Here is a 22,956-nt window from a genome sequence, read left to right on the forward strand (position 1 = left end):
GGTGCTCACCGAGGCCTCGATCAATGGCTCGGTGGACCACCTGCGCGGGCTGAAGGAGAACGTCATCGTCGGCCGCCTGATTCCGGCCGGGACGGGCATGGAGTACTACCGCAATGTCCGCCTGTCGCCGGAGTTGGAGGAAGCCGCCCAGAAGGTGCAGGAGGAGGTCTCGCAGGCGTACGAGGAAGCCGAGCGGGCCCTGGAACTCATGCGCCACGAAGGGGAGAACGAGCCGGAGGAACTGGCGGCGGAGTAGTTTTTGAGTTTTCGATCTGAGTTGTGAGCGCGGGGCCGAAAGGCCCCGCACGTTTTTGGTGGACCGGCAGAACGGCGTCCAGGTAGGCGGTACGATCGTTGTAGCCGGCCGCCCTCGATGGCGGGTTTTTACCTCATTGGCCTCAACCTCCCGCCCCGCGACAGTTCAGACGTCCAACCTCGGCGGCTAAAGCCGCAAATTGATCGCGTGCTGTTGGCACGGCTCAAGCCGCCCAGCGACAGCGTTGCAAGCAGCAAATGAGGAAGTGAGCCGGCGGGGCGAAACGTCCCCAGGAATGTGCGAACAATGCCAGGGCCGCACCGTCGTGTTTAGAAGACTTTCGGAATCGTCAGCACGGCCAGGACGAGGACAAAGCTCACCAGTTCCATCAGGACGCAGACGGTCATCGCAATCGGAAAGGTGCGGGCGAGGGTCGCCGGCGGACGGCCAACACGGTACACCGTCACGCCCGCCGCCGCGAATGGGAGCACCAGCAAACAGAACAGTACGAGTGGGCCGGCGTGGCGGCCGAGGTCCATGCTCTTTCCTACGATGGGTCCGGCAACGAACGCAATCATGACCGCCACCGCTGCGCACCATGCCGCGAGCCCTGCTCCGCCCCATCGGCGGCGCACCACGGGCGCGGTGACACACAGCAGGGCGGCTGCGGCGAGCTGCGTGACGAAGATCTTCGACATTCCTGGGCCGAACTGCAGCCACTTCATTCCCGCGTACGCCAGCGCAACAGCGCCGAGCGCGGCACACCACGGGACAACCATGCTCTTGCCCTGTTCTGCCAAGTCGTGATGGACGTTACGTCGTAAGCTGGGTGGCGTCAATTACAGGCAAGATTCTGCCAATTCAGTGGCAGAATGGCCCCGTCATGACAGAAAACGAGTCGGTGTGGCGTCGGCCGGTGGTGCAGGTGCTACTCGGTGTCGTCATCATTTTGGCGATCGACGCCTTGGTGGTTGCGATCCTCGTCTATGCCAGTAGACTTCAAGCTTTGATCATGATTGCCGCCGTCTTTATTGGGTTCCTGCAGTGGCTTTACGTCTACCCGCTTGCCCGCAAGGTGCGGCGAACGCACGACATAATGGCGCGGGCGATGACCGGCGCCGCGATTGTTTTGACCCTGGTGAATGTCGCCGGCTGCTTTATGTTGGGCGAGTTGTGGCGGAATCCAGTGCGGTAAGCGCGTAGAAATGCCTTAGCGCGGCAGGAGCGCCTTCCGAGGTGCTGCGGCGGTCGCCCACGCTCAGCATGGCAGAGGGAAACGCGCTAGTTAAAATATGGCCGGGATTGGCAGTTACAGGGTTGCTATTCCGCAAAGAGCACAAAACCTGTAAAGTACGGCGATTGAGGAGGTTGTGACCGTCGGTACTGCTCTTAATCTCGACCCGCCGGCGCCGGCGCGGCGACCGGACAATGGCATGAAGCCGACTCGCGGCTCGTTCCTGTTCAAGCTGCTCAAGAACGTGCGCATGGCGGTGTGGCGCGCTTTCGTGCACGACGCCTTTGGCGTTGCCAAGGGCGGCGCGTATTCCGCCATCCTGACAATGTTCCCTGCCCTGATGGTCGCGGGCGCAATCATCGCTACCTTCGAGCACAGCGCCGAGTACATGCGGGAGATCTCCGACGCCGCCTATCAGATCCTGCCGCAGGGCCCGAGCGGCCTGGTGCGGGCGTTCTTCGAGACGGCGCAGGGCAAGTCGGTAAGCGTGCTGATCACGGCGTCGCTGATCACGCTGTGGACCGCATCCGGAGTCATGATTTCCTGGATGGAAGGATTTCGCAACGCCTACCAGTTTCCCAAAGTCTGGGGAGTGGTGAAGGAGCGGTTTATCGCCTTCGGATTGGTCATCATGGCCGGCATTCCGCTGACCTTTGCCACCGGCCTGGTCGCCTTCGGCAACCAGATTGAAGCGCGCATCAATGCTCAACTCGGACATGAGCTGGGGCCATACGTGCTGATCGCCTGGATCGGGGTGCGCTGGCTGATTGCCATCCTGACCAGCATCGCGGTGATGCAGCTCATCTACCACAATGCCGTTCCGCGTACCCTGAGCTGGCACACGGTTTTGCCGGGCGCGGCGCTGGCGACCGCCATCTGGTTCCCGGCGACCATGGCCTTCGGCTGGTACGTGCGCCACTTTGCCGCCTATAGCCTGTTCTACGGCTCGCTGACGGCCGCGATCGTGCTGCTGATCTGGCTGTATATCATCAGCATCATTGTGCTGATTGGGGCCGAATTCAACGCGCTGCTGTATCCGCGAATCGTCGTCGCCGGCCAGGACACCACCGTGCTGCGCACGCCGGGGCCGAAGTAATTGAGGAATTGGGGACTCGGGTAATCTGGTAAATGAATGGCGATCAAAGAAATCTCAGTCCCGCAAGTAGAGCCTGGTCGGGCGCGAGGGATGGAGCGTCGGGCGAAGATCGTGTGCACCGTCGGGCCGTCCAGCAACTCGGAGGCCATGCTGCGCGACCTGATGCGTACCGGCATGGACGTGGCGCGGCTGAATTTTTCGCATGGCACGCACGAGGAGCATGCGCGCGTCATCGAGCGGCTGCGGCGAGCGGCCCAGAAGCTGGAGCGCACAATCTGCATCCTGCAGGACCTGCAAGGCCCAAAAATTCGCACCGGGCGGATGCGCGACCGCCGGCCGATCGTGTTGAAGACCGGCTCGCGTGTCACCATTACGCCACGCAACATCCTGGGCACAGCCAACCTGATCCCCACCAGCTTTCGAGGGCTGGCGCAAGAGGTCGAGCCGGGCTCGCGTATTCTTCTCTCCGACGGCCTGATCGAGCTGAAGGTCAAGGCCATTCACGGCGACGAAATTGAGTCTGAAGTGGTCAACGGGGGCATGCTCGGCGAGCACCAGGGGATCAACCTTCCGGGGACGGCTCTGAGCGTGCCGTCGCTGACCGACAAAGACCGCAAAGACCTGGAATTCGGCCTGCGGCACGAGGTGGACATGATTGCCATCTCGTTCGTGCGCACGGCCGCGGACGTGCGGGAAACCAAGCGGCTGATCGGGGTCCGCCAAGACGACTTGCCGGTGATTGCGAAGCTGGAAAAGCCGCAAGCCATCGAGCACCTGGAAGAAATCCTGGAAGTCGCCGACGGAGTGATGGTGGCGCGTGGCGACCTGGGGGTGGAGATGCCGCCGGAGCAGGTGCCGATCATCCAGAAGCACATCATCCGGCGGGCGTCGGAATGGCGGAAGCCGGTGATCACGGCGACGCAGATGCTGGAATCGATGGTGGATAATCCGCGGCCGACGCGGGCCGAGGTCAGCGACGTGGCCAATGCCGTATTCGACGGCAGCGATGCCGTGATGCTCTCGGCGGAAACCGCCAGCGGCAAGTATCCGCGGGAATCGGTTGCCATGATGGGCCGCATCGTGATGGAAGCCGAGGCCCATATGCGAGAAGCAGAGAAGCCGCAACGGCACCGCGAACATCACCATAAGCTCTCGATCTCGGAAACCATCTGCGAATCAGTGGCGCACGCAGCCGAGGAACTGGACATGCGGGCCATCGCGGTGTACACCGAGACCGGAACCACGGCGCGCCTGGTGTCGAAGTACCGTCCCAAGGCTTCGGTATTTGCCTTTGCGCATCGCGACAGCGTCTGCAACCGCCTGAACCTGTACTGGGGAGTGCGGCCGGTGGCGTGCGAACATGTGCGCACGGCCGAGGAAATGGTCCGCGCCGCGGAGCGTGAGTTCCTTCAGCATGACATAGCCTCGCGGGGGGATGTGGTGTCGGTGATTTCCGGCACGCGCGGAGCTTCCGGCTCCACCAACCTGATGCGGCTGCACATTATCGGCGACGAGCAGCGGCCGGCGGAGCGCCGGCGGCCGCGAACGCAGGCTGGGCGAAACCTGGAGGAGAGCAAGAGGTAACCCGCATGACCGAAGTCGTTTCCATCGCGTACATCAGGCCCGACGAGGGCAAGGACGAGGACACGCTGAACGTCCTGTCTGAACTGTACACGCTTTTGCGGCGGAAGAACTACAGCCGGGACCTGCTGTACCGGGATGCCAAGAATCCGGGGCAGCTCATCAATCTGCGCTACTGGACATCGGCGAAGGCGCGCCAGGAAGCGTCGGAAGATCCCGAGGTCCATCGCCTGTGGCAGCGGCTGTCGCAGGTATCCAAGGTCGACGGGGTGATCGAAAAGTTGGAGTTACTGGAGGGGCCTTGGTCGAGCTAGATGGATCGCCAGAACGGACTGAGACGACCCCCGTAGAGTCAGCGTAATATTTACATGGAGTTACGAGGTAACCAGACAAGGTAAGTTGCTGGATTTTAAGGATGTTGGCTTTGGTCGAGGGCGTGCATTTCGACCTGAACCACTGCCATGATGAACGATCGGCGACGCCATTTTCGTACCCAGTTCAAGGCACCCGTGATGGTGTGGGGTATCGCCTCCGGACCGCAGAATGCGGTGCGCGGCGACTGCGTGAACCTGACCGAGGCCGGCGTCGGCGCTTTGATCAACGGCCCCTGGGCGCCTGGACAGGTAGTGAACATGGAAATCGCGATGGAGGGTTCCCAGGCGGTGACCGTCCAGGCCAGGCTGAGCCATCGCAATCACGTTTCCTGCGGGTTTCAATTTCTGGGTACCGATGAGCGGATCGTGGAGCAACTGCGGTCGGTTTGCGCGCTCGCTAGGTAAAATCTAGATCACCCGCTGCGCTTAGTATGGAATGCTAGTTCACCCAGGGCGGGCGCCGCGTTTCCCCATTGCCCTTGTTGTCGGGCGGGCGATAGTTCCCGTACTCATCGAAAAACTCGGCGCGGTCGTGCTTGCGCATATAGACCTCGAACTTGCGGGCGGCACGCCGGCGTTTCCAGCGATAGTAGGCGTTGCGCACGCCGAAGTATCGCTCGGAGGCGCCGAACCTGATTCCGCCGCGCGGGAAGAACTTGACGTAAATCCAGCCGAACAGAGCGCCACCGAGGTGGGCAAAGTAAGCGACCGACTCACCGCGGCGTCCCGCTCCCATGCCTTGGAACGCTCCCGCCAGCGAGATGAACAGCAGGATGCCGACCAGGTATTTGGCCTTGATCATGAACGGCAGCGGGAACAGCATGAATTCCTGATTACCGTGCAGGACGGCGAAGGCCACCATGACGCCATAGATCGCGCCCGACGCACCTACGGTCACGGTCAAAGGATTAATGCCGAGAAAGCTGAATGCCCGCACCGTGCCCAGGTAAGAGATGGACACAGTGACCAGCGCGGCTGCGATGGCGCAATAGAAGTAGAACTCAAGGAATTGACGGTATCCCCAGTCCCGCTCCAGTTGCGAGCCGAACATCCACAGCGTGAGCATGTTGAAGAGGACGTGGAAGAGCCCGGCGTGCAGGAAGGAATACGTCACCAGCTGCCACACCCAGCCATGGGCTACCGCGACCGGAATCAATGCCCCGGCGCCAGTAATCATTCCCGCCAGTGAGGGCGCGACTGCGCCCAGGATCAGCATCAGCAGGTAAACGGCGCCATTCGCGATGACCAGCCACTTCACGGCGCGCGTGAACGGCGGGAAACCCATGCTCATGGCGCCGAAACCGCCGCCGCGCCCGCCGCCGAAACCGCGATAATTCCTGGTGGTCAAATTCTTACTCCGACTGCTTTCGCCCGCTGAAGCGGGCTTGGTTCATTCTACGTGCCGACCCGCGGCTACGCCGGGGGCTCATATTCTTTCGCGCTGCGCGCTGCCGCTTCCGCTCGTACGTTCGCACTGCCCTTCCGCCTGGCTTAACGGCGCGCCGGCGTAAAGTCCGGGTCGCGGCTTGGCTGCGGCAAGACTACCAGGCTGCGGTGACCTTGCGCATCGACGGCGCGCACGCCAAAAATCACATTATCCTTCGACAAGGGCAGCGTCGCCTGTTTGGCGCTGCCGGCGCTATGTACGCGCTCCCAGTCGGAGGAAGTCGTGGCCCGCCACACCACTTCGTACTGCGCGGCGCGACCGTCGGGCGAAGCTTCCCACATCAGCGTGGAATCATTCTCCAGCTTTTGCGTCTCGATTCTCACGTTTGCCGGAGGCGCCGGCGCCGAGGCCAGCGATGCCAGCGAGGCTGCGTTCAGCCGAGCGACGTTAGCCAGGTAATCGTAATCCACGTACTTCGGCAAGTCGCCATATTCGATGCCAGATTCGATGCGCGGGGTCTGGTGTTGGTGCATGTAATTCTCTCGATATTCGGTGATGCGCACCGCGGCAAATCCCTGTCGATTGAATGACGTATGATCGCCGCCGCGGAGGAAGCGGTCGGGACGGAAGATGAGCAGCGGCTGAAACGATGGCGGCAGATACTGGGCGCCAACCTGGCGGATGTAGCGCGCCTCCTCGCGTGACAGGGAATCGCTTTCCGCGCCCAGAGCGCGAATGTTGACGAGCGTTTTCTGGTCGGGAGGCACAGCCGGTTGGCTGGCCGTGGCTCGCTGCCCCACGTCTGTCAAGGGAATTGCTTCGCTGAACACGCGCACCACGGTGGTGTCCTGGCCGGGAGTTTTATCGCCGCCGACGATGTCGTTGTTGAGCACGGCTTCAATGTTCCAGCCCTGCTGTCTTGCCATCTCGGCAAAGTGGGCGCTGCCCAGCAGGCCCTGCTCTTCTCCGGCGACGGTAAGAAAAATGATGGTCCCAGGAAATTTGTACTTGCTGAGCACGCGCGCGCACTCCAGGGAGACCGCGGTTCCGCTGCCGTCGTCATTGGCGCCGGGCGCGTCGGCTTGCGTGTCCTGGTCGTTGCTGGGCCGGGAGTCGTAGTGTCCAGTAACCAGAACGATATGCTTAGCTGCTTCGGGGTCGGTGCCGCGCAATATGGCGTAAACGTTGACGATCTGGGTGGGCTTGGGAACCCGGGGCCGGGGCAGCTCGGTGAAGACGTCAGTCTTCACTTCCAGGCACCCGCCACAAGCCTGCGAGTCGCGCTCGAATTCGGACTTGATCCACTCGCGCGCGGCGGCGATGCCGCGCCCGCTCTGCGCCGGGTTTTCACCGATCGTCAGACGGGTACCGAAGCTGACCAGTTTTTCGATGGTGGCCCTGACCCGGGAGGCGGAAATCTGCTGTAATGCCGCCACGATCTGCGGATCGGGCGAAAGCGGCAGCGGCTTGGGCATCGATCCGCGGTCAGCAGCCTGGGGCAGGTTTCCCGCCGGGATGGAATTTTGGGCAACCGCCAAGCCGGTGCAAGCCATCAGAATGAGACCCGCAAACAGGCTGAAAGCAAGACAGGATCGTTGGCGCATAGGGTCCTCGGCAAGCTCAGGGATATTGACGATGCGAAGAAAATTCTAAATATTATCAGGTTGCGGGTGCGTAGCGGACGCCGGCGCGTCCAATCCAAGCGGGCCGGGTTGTTAAGTGATGGAGGAAGCAAATGGTCTTGTGTCCGGAATGTGAAAGCGATCTCGATATTGAAGAAGACGAAGTTGACGAAGGTGAAATCGTCTCTTGTCCGGAGTGCGGCAGCGACTTTGAGGTGGTCACCACCGAACCCCTGGAGTTGACGCGCGTCTCCGAAGAGGAAGAGGAAGAGGAGGTAGAGAAGGAAGAAAGCGGAGACGGAGACCTGGCGTAGTCTGGCTTCATTGGCCAATGTCCGCACGCGCCGAAAACCCAGATGCTTCGCCTCGCGCGGGATGACAATCAAGTTAAACACTTTGCGAAGGATCAAGCTAAACGGTAGCCGCTGCAAACTTTCGTGGTCATTTCCGGTATTTTGCTGATATGCTGCCGGTCTCTCGGGGGAGAGGTCACATGAAATTACCACTGGCAGCCATAGCCTTGGCATTGCTGTTCCCCGCAGTAGCGCGGCCACAAACATCCACCTGCGTGGACGCCTCTACGCTGCAGGAGAAGAACCGCCGGGGCGGGATTATTGGCGGAGCGGAGCGCGTGATGAACATGCCGAGCACGACGGTGGACGCGCCTGCCGGCACCAATATCTGCCCGCTCAGCGCGCACCAGAAACTCAGCGTCTGGGTGCAGCGCAGTTACTCGCCCGCGAACCTGCTCGCGGCCGGTGTGGATGCTGCCGCGTGGCAAGCCACCGATGATGATCCGCGCGGCTACGGCCAGGGTTGGGACGCCTACGGCGCGCGATATGGCGCATCACTGGCGACCGCGGAGTCGACGCGCTTCTTCCAGTCGTTCCTGCTGCCTGCAATCTTGAAAGAAGACCCGCGTTACTTCCGCAAGGGCAGCGGCGGGTTCGGCAATCGATTCGGCTATTCGATTTCGCGGGTGCTGGTCACGCGCACCGATGCCGGGCACCGGAGTTTCAATTTCAGCGGTGTCGGTGGCGCCTTCGCCGCAGCGGGACTGAGTAATACCTACCTGCCGGATGTTGACCGCGACATGGGACGCACAGCGGTTTCCTTCGGGTTGAGCCTCGCCAATACCGCCGGCTGGAACCTGCTCAGCGAATTTTGGCCGGACATCTGGCACAAGCTGCACGGTAAAAAGTAACCAGCGAGACGGCTCCGGGCGGCACGGCTGAAGCCGTGCCCTACCCAAACCATTTATGAGATGACTTGTAGAGTTACCAGATCAGCGCATTTCATAAATCGTGAAGATCTTCCCCTCAGGGGCTAAAGCCCTCATTTTTGACAGCTCTGGGCGGCACGGCTGAAGCCGTGCCCTACCCAAACCATTTATGAGATGACTTGCAAAATTACCAGATCGGCGCATTTCATAAATCGTGAAGATCTTCCCCTCAGGGGCTAAAGCCCTCATTTTTGACAGCTCTGGGCGGCACGGCTGAAGCCGTGCCCTACCCAAACCATTTATGAGATGACTTGCCGCAGGCGGATCACACGGCGTTCGGGTACGCAATCTTCTGGCGCTCAAAGATTTCGCGTACGCGCTCGATGGTATCGATGTCGGCGGGGGACTTGTCCGGCCGGAGCCGCAGGATGCGCGGAAATCGAAGCGCGAAACCGCTGTCGTGCCTGCCCGACTGCATCACGGCGTTGAACGCGACTTCCAGCACGATGGCGGGGTCAACCTCGCGCCAGAAGCCGTGATCGACGATGGTGTGCTCGAGGAACCACTGCGTCATCTCCGCGATTTCCTTGTCGGTCAGCCCGGAATACGCCTTTCCGACGTTGACCAGGCGCTCCCCGTCGCGTACCGCAAAGGTGTAATCGCTCAACACGCCCGCACGCTTGCCATGGCCCCATTCCACGGAGGTGACCACGACGTCCAGCGTTGCCAACTCGCGCTTCAGCTTGAGCCACGATTTGCCGCGACGCCCGGGTGCGTAAACCGAATTGAAATCCTTGATCATCAGACCTTCGTTGCCGCGTCCCTGGGCGGCGTCGAAAAGCTGGTCGAGGTGATCGGGGGAATCAGCGTGCAGCACGGGTGCGCGAACGGCGGCCAGGTGCTGGTGATCGTCCTGCTCGATGGCGGGTTCGAACTCAAGCTTTCCCTGCAGGTCGCGGATGCGTTCGCGATGCTGATGGCTGGCGCCGGCGAAAATGCGGTCGAGCATTGCATGACGCTCCCGCAAGGGCAGGTCAAGCGCCAGTTCCCCGCCCGCGTAGAGCACGTCAAAGGCGACGTAGCATACGGGCACTTGGCGCATCATCTTTTCCGTGACCGTCTTGCGACCCAACCGCTTCTGCAACTCGGAAAACGGCAATGCCCGCCCGTGCCGCCAGGCGACGATCTCACCGTCCAGGATGAGGTCTTCCGGGAAGTCCAATAACGGCGCCACCAGCTCGGGAAAAGACTCCGTAATATTGTCGCGCGTCCGCGAGAACAGCCGCACTTGTCTGGACGGAAGTTTTTCGCCCGGAGCCTGCAGCATGCCGATATGAGCCTGGGCGCGAATACCGTCGTACTTGTCTTCGACGGCGGCATCGTGGAAATACTCGAATGCCTCCGCCGCGCTTTCCACCGGACTGGCGAGCATGAATCCAAGCGGATGGAAAAGGCGCATGCGTGCCTGGTTGAGCCGGTGCGCGGCCGCCAGTTGCAATGTCTCGCCGATATCTCCGAGCAACATGTCCGCGCGCTGAACCTCGGAGGACGGCACGTGATAGGCCAGCGCAATGGCCTCTTCTACCAGGCTCTCTTTCAGGCCGATGCGCAGCTCGCCGGTCATGATCTTGACCAGGTACTTGGCTTCGAGCGCCGTGGCTTTTAAGAATAGTTCGCGGATGAGGGTTGTTTTCGCGGCGGGACCGCGCACGGCGGCAATGTCACGAAACGCGCGGGCGACATCCGTGACCGTCAAACCACTTTCCGCGGGAGCGACGGTACCAAGCGCGTCATAGGCGGCGGTGCCCAGGTCCCCGTGCTTGCGATAGACGGCGGTAAGGGCGGCGTCGCTCTTGCCGGTAATGTCCTTCATTACCTGCCAGAGCAGGGCGGCGCCGGCTTGCAGCGTGGTCTCCTCCCAGGCGGGAAATGCCCGGCCGGAGAGGAAGACGGCGCTGGCCGCGGCCTCGGCTACGGTGCGGGCGCGGAGGTATTCAGCCAGGATCCGCACTTTCTCGTTCTTTTTGGTGGTGCCGCCAATCGCTTCGGCAGCGGCGGAGAGCAGGCGCATGCCCTCCATTCGATGCTTTTCAGGCAGGAAAAATCAACTTTTGCGGAATCCTGCGGCCGGCCACGCGGGTTATGCCTCGTGGAGTAACCGCAAGGATTAGTCCGGCGGTGGTTTGACACTTCCCGGCCACGCCGCTAACCTTACAGTACCCCCGGAACGTGCATCCAACAGAGAGACAAGGCATAACTGCCCGGAACAATAAACTGATGGCGATGTGTGAATCGATCCGTAAGATGGCGCGCTTCCTCGCCGCCGTGCAACTCTTGCCTGCCCTGGAGAGCGGAGAGGAAACCCTGGTGGGCGGGCAGGCCGTTCTGGAAGGCGTCATGATGCGCTCGCCCCACGCCTGGGGCATCTGCGTGCGGCGCGCCGACGGCACCATCGCTTCGCATTCGGAAACGTTGGAGCGGCCCTCGGAAAAACACAAATGGATGGGATGGCCGGTGGTTCGCGGCGTGGTCACGCTCGCTCAGGCCATGGGACTCGGCTTCCGGGCCTTGCGATTCTCCGCCAACGTTGCCCTCAATGAATTACCCGCGGGCAAGAGTGGCAAGAAGATCGAGATCAACGGGTGGGTGGCGGCGCTGAACGTGGTCCTCTCGCTCGGTTTCTTCATCTTCATGTATAAGTTTCTGCCGCTGCTCGCCACCACCGAGCTGAAGCAGCATGTCTCGCCGGTATTCGGCAACCAGATCATTTTCAACGTGGTGGACGGCGTCATTCGCCTGGCGCTGTTTCTCGGATTCATCTGGGCGACTTCCCTGTGGGCCGACCTGCGGCGTGTTTACCAGTATCACGGCGCCGAGCACAAAACGGTTTTCGCCTTCGAAGCCAAAGACCCGCTCACGCCGGCCGCAGTCCAGAAGTACGTTACCTGGCACCCGCGCTGCGGCACCAGCTTCCTGATGACGGTGATGCTGATTTCCATCGTGATCTATACCGCGATCCCGGTGCACACCTTCGCCGCCCGCTTTGCGATTCGCATTGCGTTGTTGCCGGTGATTGCCGGCGTTTCCTACGAAATCATCCGCTTCGCGGCCAAGCACCGCGGCTCGTTGTTTGCCATCATGACCGCCCCCGGCCTCTGGCTGCAGCGCATTACCACGCAGCCTCCCAGCGATGACCAAGTCGAGTGCGCCATTGGCGCGCTGGACCACGCCATGGAACTGGAAGCGCAGCGCGGGGGAGAGTTGGTGATTGCGTAGCGGTCGACGGTCTGCGGCCTCGCTCCGATCGCGAGGTCTTGCACCTCCGAAGATTTTGTTATCGCTCCAGCTACAATTACATTTCAGAGGCAGAAACGGCGGAATTGCGGGAATTTGTAGCGCCGATGTCCCAGTTGCGTCAACGGAGGGCCACCGACCGTCGACTGCCGCCGGTAGAGCGAGACCATGTACGACCGTTTAGAGCATATCGAGGCGCGGTACGACGAGCTGACGCGGGCTCTCGCCGATCCCGGTGTCTTCGCAGACTCGGCGAAGTATCAGAAGACGGCGAAGGCGCACAGCGAGCTGGCGCCGATCGTGGGAAAATTCCGTGAATATAAGGATTTGAAAAAAGGCATTGCCGACAGCAAGGCCATGGTCGAGAGCGAAGCCGACCCCGACATGAGGGCCTACGCGCAAGAGGAGTTGCACTCCCTGGAGAAACGTCTTGCCGCGGTGGAACAGGACCTCAAGGTCCTGCTGATCCCCAAGGATCCCAACGACGAAAAGAACGTGATCCTGGAAATCCGCGCCGGGACCGGCGGCGACGAGGCTTCCCTGTTCGCGGCCGAGCTCTTCCGCATGTACTCGCGATACGCCGAAGGCCAGCGCTGGAAGGTGGAAGTGCTGTCCTCGTCCGAATCCGGTGTCGGAGGTTTGAAGGAAGTGATCGCCATGATCGAGGGCCGCGGCGCCTACTCCAAGTTGAAGTATGAGGGGGGCGTGCACCGCGTGCAGCGGGTGCCGGAAACCGAGCAGCAAGGCCGCGTCCACACCTCGGCAGTCACCGTGGCGGTGATGCCCGAGGCGGAGGAGGTGGACGTTAAGATTGAGGCGAAAGACCTCCGCGTTGACACCTTCTGCTCCTCCGGCCCGGGCGGCCAGTCGGTGAACACCACGTATTCGGCGGTGCGCATCACGCACATCCCTACCAACACCGTGGTCAGCTGCCAGGACGAAAAGTCGCAGATCAAGAACCGCGAAAAAGGCATGCGTGTGCTGCGCTCCCGCCTCTACGAGATGGAGCGCGAGAAACAGCAGGCGGCGCTGGCCAAGGAACGGCGCGCCATGGTGGGCACCGGGGACCGGAGCGAGAAAATCCGGACCTACAACTTTCCGCAGAACCGCGTCACCGACCACCGCATCGGTCTTACCCTGCACCAACTCGGCGAGGTGATGGACGGAAAACTGCAACCGTTCATCGAGGCGCTCACCACGCATTACAACGCCGAGAAGTTGAAGGGCAACGACGGTGACGCCTCGGCAGTGCCGGCGTAATAGCAGCCAGCACCGAGTTGCGGGTACCGAGTTGCGGGTAGATATCCTGTCCTCGGCGCCCTCTGTGGTTAAATCCCTCTGATCATGCAGTTGAAAGAAGCGCTGCGCTCTGCCATCACGCTGCTGGAGGAAAACCGCGTCGGCTCACCCCGGATGAACGCCGAAGTCCTGCTGATGTTTGTCCTTGGGTGCGATCGCGCCTATCTCTACGCGCATCCGGAGCGCGAACTCTCCTCCGATGAGCAATCCCGCTACGACGAAGCCCTCGAACAACGCGCCCGAGGCATTCCGGCGCAGTACATCACCGGCCACCAGGAATTCTGGGGACTGGACTTCGTCGTCGGACCAGGTGTGCTGATTCCGCGACCGGAGACCGAGCACCTGGTGGAAGCGGTGCTGGGTCTGTCCAAGAACATGGAGCCACGGAGAATCGTGGATGTCGGCACCGGATCCGGGTGCGTTGCGCTGGCGCTGGCTTCGGAGCTGCCGGACGCGGAGATTCATGCGACGGAAATCTCGGAGGAAGCGCTCGAGATCGCGCGTGCCAACGCCGCCCGCCTCGGGCTAGAGCAGCGTGTTGTATTCCATGCCACCGACCTGCTGCAGGGGCTCTCGGGCCGGTTCGACATCGTGGCCTCCAATCCGCCGTATGTCGGCGAATCCGAGTACGACAAGGTGCAACTCGAAGTCCGCAAGTTCGAGCCCCGCGGCGCCGTCTTCGCCGGGGCCGAGGGGATGGACGTCATCCGCCGACTTGCTCCCCAAGCCCGCGCCGTACTCAGGCCCGGAGGAGCACTGGCGCTTGAAATCGGTTTTTCCCAGGAAGCCGCAGTGCGCGAGGTGCTCCGCGAGTGGGAGAATGTCCGCACCGTTCCCGACCTGCAGGGAATTCCCCGCGTCGTCATAGCCGAAAACTTGAAGCGGTAGCCCGGGTGGGGGATGTTACAAAAGGTAACTTCCTGCCCCGCCTCTACTTACCCTCGTAGGCAAGAAAACGCCGAGGGGTGGGAACGCGGTGCTCCACTCAGGGCACCGGGATGCCGCATCGGGGCACCACAGAGTAGCCGAACGTCCTCACTTCGTGGTTAAAGCCATAGTTAACAACCTGATAATGGCCCGCGAAGTGGCAGGCTGCTTGCGACAAAGAATGCTGCACAAGCACAGAGACTTACGTCCGGGTGCGTGCGTTCTGTTTTCCCAGCGGAAGGCAGAGTAGCTGGAACCAAGCCTCTGGCGCAAGTTTGCACGCGGCTGTGCGAAGCAGGAACCAAGCCTAAAGTACGAGGAAGTGGTGGCGGCAAATAGCATTAATTATCGACAGAATTGATAACTGATCTGACAACAGACGTGGTCATTTCCGCCATCTGAAGAGAACAGCCACTGCACCTCAGGGGTTAGTGGTGGCTAGCGATTGCCGGTCGATCAGCGAGGTGAGCTGCCGCCGCGATACGTCGGGCGTAAGCTTCATTTTTCGAGACTGGCGCGGGCGAGCGGGCACGTTGCTCCTTACCTTGTCCATTACGAGCCAGCAGGTCATGGGAACCAGGGTGCTGAAGTCGCTTAATCCGCTGAAGTCGCTTAATCCGGAGAGGCAATCCGACAAGCAAGAGGGCGCAGTTTGCAGACCGCGCGTGCACGGTTCGTACGCGCCTACGAGGTGCACACGGTGGATGTAAGGGCCATGATTCTCGTCGGAGGACTGGGCGATGCGCCCGGAGCTCAACACGAGAAATTTGCCGGACTGCCGCTGGTGCTTCATGACGTCCTGGGAAAGCCGGCCGTCGTGCGCGCCATCGAGCGGCTGCAAAAGCAAAACATCAACGGGATTTCGGTGGTCAGTGAATCGGCGAGGCCGACAGGCGCGGATGCCGGCACTTGCTGGATCGAGGCTACGAACGGCAACTTCTGGCGAGCCGTCGAAAACGCATTCAGCGACCTGGCGCAAGCCGGAGCGGAAGCGGTCCTGGTCCTGCGGATGGGCGGGTACGGCGAGTTCGTAGTGGACGACTTCGTGCAGCGTCATCTCGACTGCCGCGCGCACGTGACCCAGGCCGTGGACGCGAACGGCGCGTCCCTGGGCATGTTCGTCATCAATGCTTCGCGCCGCAACGATGCGGCGTTCCTGTTTCGTCACCGCCTGGAGCAAACGCGGGCCGCGTGCGGCAATTGGATTTTCCGAGGTTACTGGAACGCGCTGGCGAGCGCCGCTGACCTGCGCATCCTGGCGGTGGACGGCCTGATGCAGCACGCCGACATCAAGCCCGCCGGTAAAGAACGCAGCCCCGGGGTGTGGGTTGCGCCGGGCGCCCGCATCGACCGCCGGGCGCGCGTACTGGCCCCCGCCTACATCGGCGCCCGCGCGCGCGTTCGCGCCGCCGCCGTGATCACGCGTTGCGCTTCCGTCGAGCACCACGCGGAAGTGGAAGCCGGCACGGTGGTCGAGAATGCGTCCGTCCTTCCCTACACCTACATTGGTCCCGGGCTGGACATCGCGCACTCGGTCGCCGGCGGCAAAAAGCTGCTGCACCTGGGCCGCAACGTTGAAGTTGAAATCGCCGATCCCAAGCTGATGGACAGCCGATCGCAACACGCGCCGTGGAGAGCATTAGCGAGCGCGGCATCGCTAGCCACGTTTCTTCCCCTGCAGTTGTTCCGTGGATTGTTTGCGCCGTCCCAGCGCCAGCAGCCCACGGATTTACCGGCCTTGGTGAAAACACCGTCTTCGACGGTCAAGACCCCAGCCGGCTTCGAGGGCGCCGAGCCCTCCTCGTTCCCCGCGAATTTGGCAGTAGCGAGGAGATATGGAGATCAATAGGCCGGTAGTGGTGAAGCGCTTACCAGAACGCCTGAACATGAAAAGTGCGCGTGCGTTTTGCCGTGAGATCGAACCGATCCTGAACTCGGATCGGCCGCAGGTCGTGCTGGATTGCTCGCAGGTGCAGCAAATCGATGCCGCGGGAGTGGAAATGCTCCTGGAATGCCTGGCCGGAGTCATGAAACGTGATGGCGACATAAAGCTGGCGGCGCTGTCGCCGCAGATCGCAGTCGTTCTGGAGATGACGCGCACCGAGCGCCTCTTCGAGATCTACGAAGCCTCCAGCGACGCGGTGCTGAGTTTCAGCCGATTCTTGCCCGCCGCCCTCAAGCAACCATCCTTATTCCTGGTGCCGGGATTTTCGCAACCGGCGCCTTCACCCCAGAGTACGTCCATTGCCGCCGATGGCGGAACTGACCTGGCTGCTTAAAAATCCAATGAGCGCATCCGGAACCATGGCGACCTCCACGTCAAACCAGAGCTGGAGGGAGAAGGTCGCCATTTTCCGTTCCCAGCGAAGCACCCAGTCGCGCCTGCTCGACGGAAGCCTGATTATGCTGGTCGGCTCGGCGCTGGTGAGCATCCTGAACTTTGCCTATAACGTCGCGGTCGCCCGGCTGCTTGGGCCGGCGGAATTCGGTCACGCCGCGCTGGCCATCACCCTGCTGATGTTGGTTTCCGCGATCACCCTCTCCTTCCAACTGGTCTGCGCCAAGCTGGTGGCGCGCAATGACGCGGTGGAAACGAAGGCAGCCGTTTACCAGACACTGCTGCGGCGTTCCTGGAGGATTGGGCTCGCACTTGGGGCGCTGCTGGCCATCGCCGCCGCTCCCATAGCGCGCTATCTGAATCTGCCATCGCCGTGGATGATCATTGTCCTTGCCGTGGGATTTGCTTTCTACGTTCCGGTGGGCGCGCGCCGCGGCGGCATGCAGGGCATGTGCTCGTTCCGGCGGCTGGCCGGCAGCTACATTACCGAAGCCCTGCTGAAGTTCATCGCCGCCGTATTGCTGGTCGAATTCGGAGTGGGCGCGCTGGGTGCAATTATCGCCATTTCGCTCTCGGTGATTTGCGCCTACTTCCTGCCGGTTCCGGCGGAGCTGAACACGCACACCTCGCTCCAGCTGCCCGCCTCAGCGGGTGAAGCGGTGCAGGCGATCGTCTTTTTCGTCGGGCAGGTCATCATCAGCAACTGCGACATCGTGCTGGTGAAGCATTTCTTTTCCGCAGAAATCGCAGGCCTGTATGCGACCCGCGCACTGGTGGGGCGCCTGGTTTATTTCGCCTCCTGGATGGTGGTCAGCGCCATGTTCCCGATCTCTGCCGGCGCCAAACCCGGGGAGCGCTCCAAGTCAATTCTCGCCGTCCCGATTGCCCTGGTGGTCACCATTTCGGGCGGGTTTGTCGCGCTATTCACCGCCTTCCCGCACCTGGTGCTGCGTAGCGTATTCGGTGCTTCGTTTGCGGGTTCAGGCATGGACGGCATTCTTCCGCTGTGCGCTGCCATGGCCGGCGTGTACTCGCTGAGCGTCGTGCTTATAACCTACGAGATGTCGCGCCGCATTGCGAACACGGCCTGGGTGCAGATGGCGGCGGCGCTCGCCATCGTGGCCGGCATCTTCCTGTTCCACTCCACCCTCACACAAGTTGTGCTGGTGCAGCTCGTCATCATGACGGCCTTGCTCGCGGTGGTCGCGCTCGCCCTGCTGGCGAGACACGCGCGCCTGCACAGTGTGCTGCAGGAGGCGGCGTGAAACGGCTGCGCGCGGTCACGGAAGCCGAGGTGATCCTGGAATTTCTGCGCAATGAATTCCATCACCATGATTTCGACCGCGATCGAGCTTTGTATGCCCGCCTGGTGGAAGATCCCGATGTTTCCGACGAAGGGCAAAACGCCCTGCGGCGCGCCTTGTTTTACCGTCGTCGCGGCCACATGTGGAACCAGCTTCCGCGCGACACCGGTTGGTGCCAGGTGGAACTGGAAGACTCCGATCTGGACCGCCTGTGCGTTTTGGCCCGCACTCACTGGCGCAAAATCGGCGGCGGCAATTGCCTTCTGCGTCATGTGGTGGAGCAGATCCACACTCGCGACTTTCACGGCGTGCGCATTGTCGGCGGGACGGCGCATGGCGGGGTCGAGATTTCCGATGTTGGCGCCAAGGTGGACGCCATTCGCGGCTTCAGCGAGCGGATGCGCAACCGCGAGGACAGCAGCGCGGTGCTCCTGATCGGGATTGACGATCGCAGTCCGATCACGATCCTGGAAGGCAATCATCGCCTGACGGCGGCGCTGCTGGTTTCGCCCGCCCGTCTCCGTGGACAATTTCGCGTCTATTTCGGCGCTTCGCCCGAAATGGCGCGCTGCTGCTGGTACGGCAATCCGACCGTTCCCAACATGCTGCGTTATGTCGCGAACCGCCTGCGTCACGCCGGCAACAAGGAAGCCGACATTGCTCGTGTAGCAGCGGCAACAGTGGGCTTCGGCGGAATAGAGCCCGCAACTACACGTTCAAAGCCCGCCGCTACACGCTCGGCGGAGTGCGATGTCCGACTGGTAAGCCCAAAGTTCTGAATTAAAGGAGTTCCCCGATGAAGTCGAAACACTCGAAGCTAGTCCCCGCAATGGCCGTGCTGCTGCTGTTCGTGCTGCTCGGCGGGCCACAGATGATGATGGCGCAATCGGCGCAGGATCAGAGCGCGCCCGCGGCGGTACAACAAACTCCGCCCACCGGCGAGCAGACGGACTCCGCCCAGCCTACGGCGTCGGCGCAATTGCCGGAAGCGCCGTCGTCCCAGGCGGTGGGAACGCCCGCGCTGCCGCAGGACGCACAGCAGACAGCGCAGCAAAACGGGCAACAGAAGGATCAGAATCCGGTGGGCGCTGCCGCCGCACAGAAGGGCGTCACCGCCGGCGGTGCGGCCTCGAAACCGGCGGGTTCCGCGATTGCTCCCGCCAAGCAGCGCCAGGTGCGTTCGTTCCTGCTGAAACTGGGATTGGTAGCAGCTGGTGGCGTCGCGATCGGCACGGTCTACGCACTGAGCCGCGGCACCCCGAGCACGCCTCCGGGCTCTGGACGGTAGTGTCGATGGTCGTTGGTCAATGGTCGTTCGCGCACTCGAGCGACGTCGGCCAATGACTAACGACCAAGGACGATCATGGACCGGTCGCATCGCACAGCTTTTCTGGTGAGTTTTTCCGGCATGGACGGCGCCGGCAAGAGCACGCAAATCGGCGCCCTGCGCGGCTTCCTGGAAGCTCGCGGCCTGCGCACCTGCCTGCTCGCCTTCTGGGACGACGTGGTGGTGCTCTCGCGCTACCGCGAAGGATTCGTGCACAAGGTATTCAAGAGCGAGCGCGGCATCGGCGCGCCCGGCAAACCGGTCCACCGCCGCGACAAAAACGTCCGCGGCTGGCACGTCAACCTGGCGCGACATGGTCTTTATCTGCTCGACGCCATCCATCTTCGCCGGGTTGTGAGGCGCGCTGAAAAGAATGAAAGCTGTCCCGACGTCATCATCATGGACCGCTACATCCACGACGAGCTTGCCAACCTGCCACTTTCCAACCTGCTCACGCGTGCGTTTATCCGCGTGGTTGCGGCGCTTGCGCCCAGGCCGGATGTGGCTTACGTCCTCGACGCCAATCCTGAAGCCGCGCGCGAACGCAAGCCGGAATATCCGCTGGAGTTTCTGCGCGCCTGTCGCGACAGCTATCAACGCCTGGCCGCCATGGTGGGGATGACGGTGGTGCCGCCGTCCTCGATTCCGCAAGCGACCGCTGCGATCGAGCAGGCATTCGTGGAGGCGTGGGAAAGAAGGCGCGGCGCCAGCCTCAGCCGACCCCAGGACACGCCGGCGCGCGATTCACATATGCCCATGGCGAGCTAGGGGTCGGTGGAGTGTTTGGCTGCCCTGCCTGGTTAAAAGCCGGGCGGACGTTCGTCGGCTACTTTGAAATGGCGCTCCAGTTCCAAGCCAGCGCGGCATAGCGTGCCCTCGTCAAACAACCGCCCGATCAAGGTCACGCCATGGGGGACGCGACGCGGCGGAGAAAATTTGGGCAGCGGATGCTTTGGATCCGGCGCCCAATCGCTGCGCGCCTCTGAGACCTCGACAAATCCCGCGCGCAGGGTGAGCGACGGATGCCCGGTGAAGTTGGTGATGGTCAGCATCTCGTCGCGCAGCGAGGGGACCAGCAGCAAGTCCACCTGTGAAAAAACTCGCGCCATCTCCTTGGCGACCTTGCGCCGCAGACGGTCGCACTGCACGAAATCCACGGCCGAGAGGAAACGCGATTGGCGGAAGGTGTTGGGCCAGGCGTCGGGCACCTGAACCCGGAGCTGGTCCAGTTTCTGATTGAGGGTAATCTCTTCGAATGACGCCGCCGCTTCGGCGAACAGGATCACGAACAGCGAGTCATACGGCCAGTCCGGGATGGAAACCTCCACCGGGACCATCCCGGCCGTCTTTACCATTGCCAGCGCGGCGCGATCGACGTCAGTGGCCGGAGCCTCTTTCATCCATGCCGGGAAGTAGCCGACGCGCAGCCCGCTCACGGGGACGCCGGCATCGTAGTCAAGCCGGCTGGGTACGCAGTTGAGGTCGCCGGGATCGGGCCCGGAGATGGTGCGCAGGATCAAGATCGCGTCTTCGACATGGCGGGTCATGGGGCCGAGCTTGTCGAGCGACCAGCACAGCGTCATGGCTCCCGTGCGCGGTACCCGACCATAGGTGGGACGCAATCCGGTGATGCCGCAGCGCATCGCCGGCGCAACGATGCTGCCGCCAGTCTCGCTGCCGATGGCAAAGCCGACCAGCCCGGCCGAGGTCGCCGCACCCGGCCCAGCGCTGGAGCCCGACGCTCCTTCCTCCAACAGCCACGGGTTCATGGTCTGGCCGCCGAACCAGATATCGTTCAGCGCGAGCGCGCCCAAGCTCAACTTCGCGACCAGTACCGCGCCCGCCTGGTGCAGCCGGCGCACCACCGCGGCATCTTCGATCGGGATACGGTCCCGGAAAGGCTCTGCCCCATAGGTGGTCGGAATACCGGCGGTGTCGAGCAGGTCCTTGCCGCCCCAGGGGATGCCGTGCAGTGGTCCGCGATATTTTCCGGCGGCGATTTCCTGGTCGGCATGACGCGCCTGCTGCAGCGCGAGAGATTCCGTGAGCGTGATCACGCAGCGCAGCTTGGGATCAAAGCGCTTCAGGCGATCCAGGTAGATGTGGGTCAGGCGCTCGGACTTGAGCTGACGAGTCTCAATCCACCGCGACAGGTGGGTGAGGGGCGCGAAGGCGATGTCCTCGTCGCGTGAGGGCAGCGGTCCCGGATCCGGCTTGCTCCAGTTGAAGCGATCTTGTTGCGGCGCTGCTTTCTGCCCCGGCAGGATGGGGTTCCATAAAGAATAAGGCGCAACGTTAGGTTCGATCTCTACTTTGCGAGGTCCGGCGCGGCGCTCATAGACGGGCGCCATGGCGCTGCGCCAGTTCTCCGCCGCCTGTGCGCGCTCGGCGGCGGTCATCTCCACGCGCACCAGTTTCTCGGCCTCTGCCATCGTTGCCGGCGAGACCTCCGGCCCGACCGGCGCGGCGGTGCCGAATGCCGGCGGCGCACCTGGGGGCGGTTCTTTGCTCTGCTGCGCCTCAACGCCCGAGGCGATCATTGCCGCTAAGGAAGTCAAACCCGCCTGAACCAGGAACTGACGACGCGATTTCGACATGCGTTTTCTCCGCCGCAAAAACTTCGGCCGTTGGATTGTGGGTGAACAGCCCGATTCGTTTCCAGGTCAGATCCTGCGCCGCTTCGCCAGAGGCAGCGAAGCGCTATTCCGAGACCGCAACCGCTTACTTCGCCCGCTGCAGCTCCCTGTAGGCCTCACTTTTGGAAATTCCCAGCTCGCGCGCGACTTTCTTCAGCGCCGCCTTTTCGTCCAATTGTTCCGACGAAATTAACTCGCGCACCCGGTCGCGGACGCTCTCCGGCGTCACTTGCGCCTCCGCTTCCTGCGCCTCCTCCATTCTTCCGACCAGCAGCGTGATCTCGCCTCTGGGCGGGCGTTCCCGCAAACGATCCAGCACTTCGTCGGCGCGGCCGCGCAAGAATTCCTCGTGCAGCTTGGTGACCTCGCGCGCGATCACAACGTGACGCGATCCGCCCAGCACCGCCACCACGTCTTCCATCGCGTCCAGCACGCGGTGCGGCGCTTCGTAAAAAATCTGCGTGCGCGGCGAGTTGCGGATGGTTTCCAGCAGGGTGCGGCGCTCGCCACGCTTGGCCGGCAGAAAACCGCTGAAGCGGAACGAATCGGTCGCCAAACCGCTGGCCACCAGCGACGCCAGAAACGCGGACGCTCCCGGAATCGGGACCACGGGAATGTCGTGCCGGATGGCCAGCGAGATCAGCCGAAAGCCGGGATCGGAAACCGCCGGCATACCGGCATCGGTCACGAGTGCCACGCGAGCGCCGTCTTCGAGCTTGCGGATGAGCTCGGCGGCGCGCGTCATCTCGTTGTGCTCGTGGTAGCTGATGGTCGGCGTCTCGATGCCGTAGTGGTGCAGCAATTTTTGCGTCTGGCGCGTGTCCTCGCAGGCAATCAGGTCGGCCAGGCGCAGGGTGCGCAGAGCGCGCAGGGTGATGTCCTCGAGATTGCCGATGGGCGTGCCGACCACGTACAGCGCCCGGCCCGGGGCCAGCGGCGCATCGCTTCGTTGTTCCGCGCTTGCCATGCGTGGGAAAGTCTAGCAGTTGTTGGCAAGGCTTGCCGGGCAGGACCCAGACGAGAAGGGCCGTAGGCCAATTGACGCTACTTTGCGGGCGA

The 22,956-nt window shown here is 62.4% G+C and carries 23 protein-coding genes; 17 read left to right on the plus strand and 6 right to left on the minus strand.

Features of this window, described 5'->3' with window-relative positions; genetic code table 11:
• The coding region (locus tag VFI82_06685; GenBank protein ID HET7184352.1) for a hypothetical protein at positions 1-256 on the plus strand (256 nt) is incomplete at its 5' end.
• A gap of 329 nt (positions 257-585) precedes the next feature.
• On the opposite strand, the gene VFI82_06690 is transcribed toward VFI82_06685, so the two are convergent.
• Positions 586-1,095, minus strand: coding sequence for a hypothetical protein (locus tag VFI82_06690; GenBank protein HET7184353.1), 510 nt, complete (start codon positions 1,093-1,095; stop codon positions 586-588).
• A 44-nt stretch (positions 1,096-1,139) separates the two neighbouring features.
• On the opposite strand from VFI82_06690, the gene VFI82_06695 reads away from it, so the two are divergent.
• From VFI82_06695 to VFI82_06715, 5 genes are all read left to right on the plus strand, one after another.
• On the plus strand, positions 1,140-1,451 hold the full coding sequence (locus tag VFI82_06695) for a hypothetical protein (GenBank protein HET7184354.1): 312 nt from the start codon (positions 1,140-1,142) through the stop codon (positions 1,449-1,451).
• A 175-nt stretch (positions 1,452-1,626) separates the two neighbouring features.
• The gene (locus tag VFI82_06700) at positions 1,627-2,586 is read left to right on the plus strand and encodes a YihY/virulence factor BrkB family protein (GenBank protein HET7184355.1); all 960 of its coding nucleotides are present in this window, start codon (positions 1,627-1,629) and stop codon (positions 2,584-2,586) included.
• 90 nt (positions 2,587-2,676) lie between these two features.
• The gene (gene pyk / locus VFI82_06705) at positions 2,677-4,170 is read left to right on the plus strand and encodes a pyruvate kinase (protein HET7184356.1); all 1,494 of its coding nucleotides are present in this window, start codon (positions 2,677-2,679) and stop codon (positions 4,168-4,170) included.
• 5 nt (positions 4,171-4,175) lie between these two features.
• Positions 4,176-4,481: a hypothetical protein gene (locus VFI82_06710; protein HET7184357.1), complete on the plus strand. Its 306-nt coding sequence runs from the start codon at positions 4,176-4,178 to the stop codon at positions 4,479-4,481.
• A gap of 147 nt (positions 4,482-4,628) precedes the next feature.
• On the plus strand, positions 4,629-4,946 hold the full coding sequence (locus VFI82_06715) for a PilZ domain-containing protein (GenBank protein HET7184358.1): 318 nt from the start codon (positions 4,629-4,631) through the stop codon (positions 4,944-4,946).
• A gap of 34 nt (positions 4,947-4,980) precedes the next feature.
• Here VFI82_06715 and VFI82_06720 read toward each other — a convergent pair whose 3' ends face one another.
• A complete protein-coding gene (locus tag VFI82_06720) occupies positions 4,981-5,889 on the minus strand; it encodes a rhomboid family intramembrane serine protease (GenBank protein ID HET7184359.1) in 909 nt (302 codons plus the stop codon).
• Positions 5,890-6,032: 143 nt separating this feature from the next.
• The gene (locus VFI82_06725) at positions 6,033-7,532 is read right to left on the minus strand and encodes a M20/M25/M40 family metallo-hydrolase (GenBank protein HET7184360.1); all 1,500 of its coding nucleotides are present in this window, start codon (positions 7,530-7,532) and stop codon (positions 6,033-6,035) included.
• A gap of 131 nt (positions 7,533-7,663) precedes the next feature.
• On the opposite strand from VFI82_06725, the gene VFI82_06730 reads away from it, so the two are divergent.
• Positions 7,664-7,864: a hypothetical protein gene (locus tag VFI82_06730; GenBank protein HET7184361.1), complete on the plus strand. Its 201-nt coding sequence runs from the start codon at positions 7,664-7,666 to the stop codon at positions 7,862-7,864.
• Between the two features lie 179 nt (positions 7,865-8,043).
• On the plus strand, positions 8,044-8,754 hold the full coding sequence (locus VFI82_06735) for a hypothetical protein (protein HET7184362.1): 711 nt from the start codon (positions 8,044-8,046) through the stop codon (positions 8,752-8,754).
• A 343-nt stretch (positions 8,755-9,097) separates the two neighbouring features.
• Here VFI82_06735 and VFI82_06740 read toward each other — a convergent pair whose 3' ends face one another.
• The gene (locus VFI82_06740; protein HET7184363.1) at positions 9,098-10,852 is read right to left on the minus strand and encodes an ATP-dependent DNA ligase; all 1,755 of its coding nucleotides are present in this window, start codon (positions 10,850-10,852) and stop codon (positions 9,098-9,100) included.
• 197 nt (positions 10,853-11,049) lie between these two features.
• Here VFI82_06740 and VFI82_06745 point away from each other — a divergent pair, with 197 nt between their 5' ends.
• The 9 genes from VFI82_06745 to VFI82_06785 all read left to right on the plus strand — a co-directional run bounded on the left by VFI82_06745 (position 11,050) and on the right by VFI82_06785 (position 20,029).
• Complete coding sequence (locus VFI82_06745; GenBank protein ID HET7184364.1) at positions 11,050-12,048, plus strand: DUF1385 domain-containing protein; 999 nt, start codon at positions 11,050-11,052, stop codon at positions 12,046-12,048.
• A 186-nt stretch (positions 12,049-12,234) separates the two neighbouring features.
• Positions 12,235-13,326, plus strand: a complete 1,092-nt coding sequence (gene prfA, locus VFI82_06750) for a peptide chain release factor 1 (GenBank protein ID HET7184365.1) — start codon at positions 12,235-12,237, stop codon at positions 13,324-13,326.
• An 84-nt stretch (positions 13,327-13,410) separates the two neighbouring features.
• Entirely contained in the window at positions 13,411-14,253 is an 843-nt protein-coding gene (gene prmC / locus VFI82_06755) for a peptide chain release factor N(5)-glutamine methyltransferase (GenBank protein ID HET7184366.1), read from the plus strand.
• Between the two features lie 754 nt (positions 14,254-15,007).
• Positions 15,008-16,141: a hypothetical protein gene (locus VFI82_06760; protein HET7184367.1), complete on the plus strand. Its 1,134-nt coding sequence runs from the start codon at positions 15,008-15,010 to the stop codon at positions 16,139-16,141.
• Positions 16,128-16,571 (plus strand): STAS domain-containing protein, encoded by a 444-nt coding sequence (locus VFI82_06765; protein HET7184368.1) that lies wholly within the window; start codon positions 16,128-16,130, stop codon positions 16,569-16,571. Before VFI82_06760 ends, VFI82_06765 begins: the two co-directional genes overlap by 14 nt.
• 7 nt (positions 16,572-16,578) lie before the next feature.
• A complete protein-coding gene (locus VFI82_06770) occupies positions 16,579-17,895 on the plus strand; it encodes a hypothetical protein (protein ID HET7184369.1) in 1,317 nt (438 codons plus the stop codon).
• The gene (locus tag VFI82_06775) at positions 17,892-18,713 is read left to right on the plus strand and encodes a hypothetical protein (GenBank protein HET7184370.1); all 822 of its coding nucleotides are present in this window, start codon (positions 17,892-17,894) and stop codon (positions 18,711-18,713) included. Before VFI82_06770 ends, VFI82_06775 begins: the two co-directional genes overlap by 4 nt.
• Positions 18,714-18,730: 17 nt before the next feature.
• Positions 18,731-19,222, plus strand: a complete 492-nt coding sequence (locus VFI82_06780; GenBank protein HET7184371.1) for a hypothetical protein — start codon at positions 18,731-18,733, stop codon at positions 19,220-19,222.
• Positions 19,223-19,297: 75 nt separating this feature from the next.
• Entirely contained in the window at positions 19,298-20,029 is a 732-nt protein-coding gene (locus tag VFI82_06785) for a thymidylate kinase (protein HET7184372.1), read from the plus strand.
• A gap of 32 nt (positions 20,030-20,061) precedes the next feature.
• Here VFI82_06785 and VFI82_06790 read toward each other — a convergent pair whose 3' ends face one another.
• Together VFI82_06790 and rsmI are read right to left on the minus strand one after the other, a co-directional pair.
• Complete coding sequence (locus VFI82_06790) at positions 20,062-21,858, minus strand: amidase (protein HET7184373.1); 1,797 nt, start codon at positions 21,856-21,858, stop codon at positions 20,062-20,064.
• 124 nt (positions 21,859-21,982) lie between these two features.
• Entirely contained in the window at positions 21,983-22,864 is an 882-nt protein-coding gene (gene rsmI / locus VFI82_06795) for a 16S rRNA (cytidine(1402)-2'-O)-methyltransferase (GenBank protein ID HET7184374.1), read from the minus strand.
• Positions 22,865-22,956 lie beyond the last annotated feature (92 nt).

This window comes from Terriglobales bacterium (assembly GCA_035691485.1).
Taxonomy (GTDB): Bacteria; Acidobacteriota; Terriglobia; order Terriglobales; family Acidobacteriaceae; genus JAIQGF01.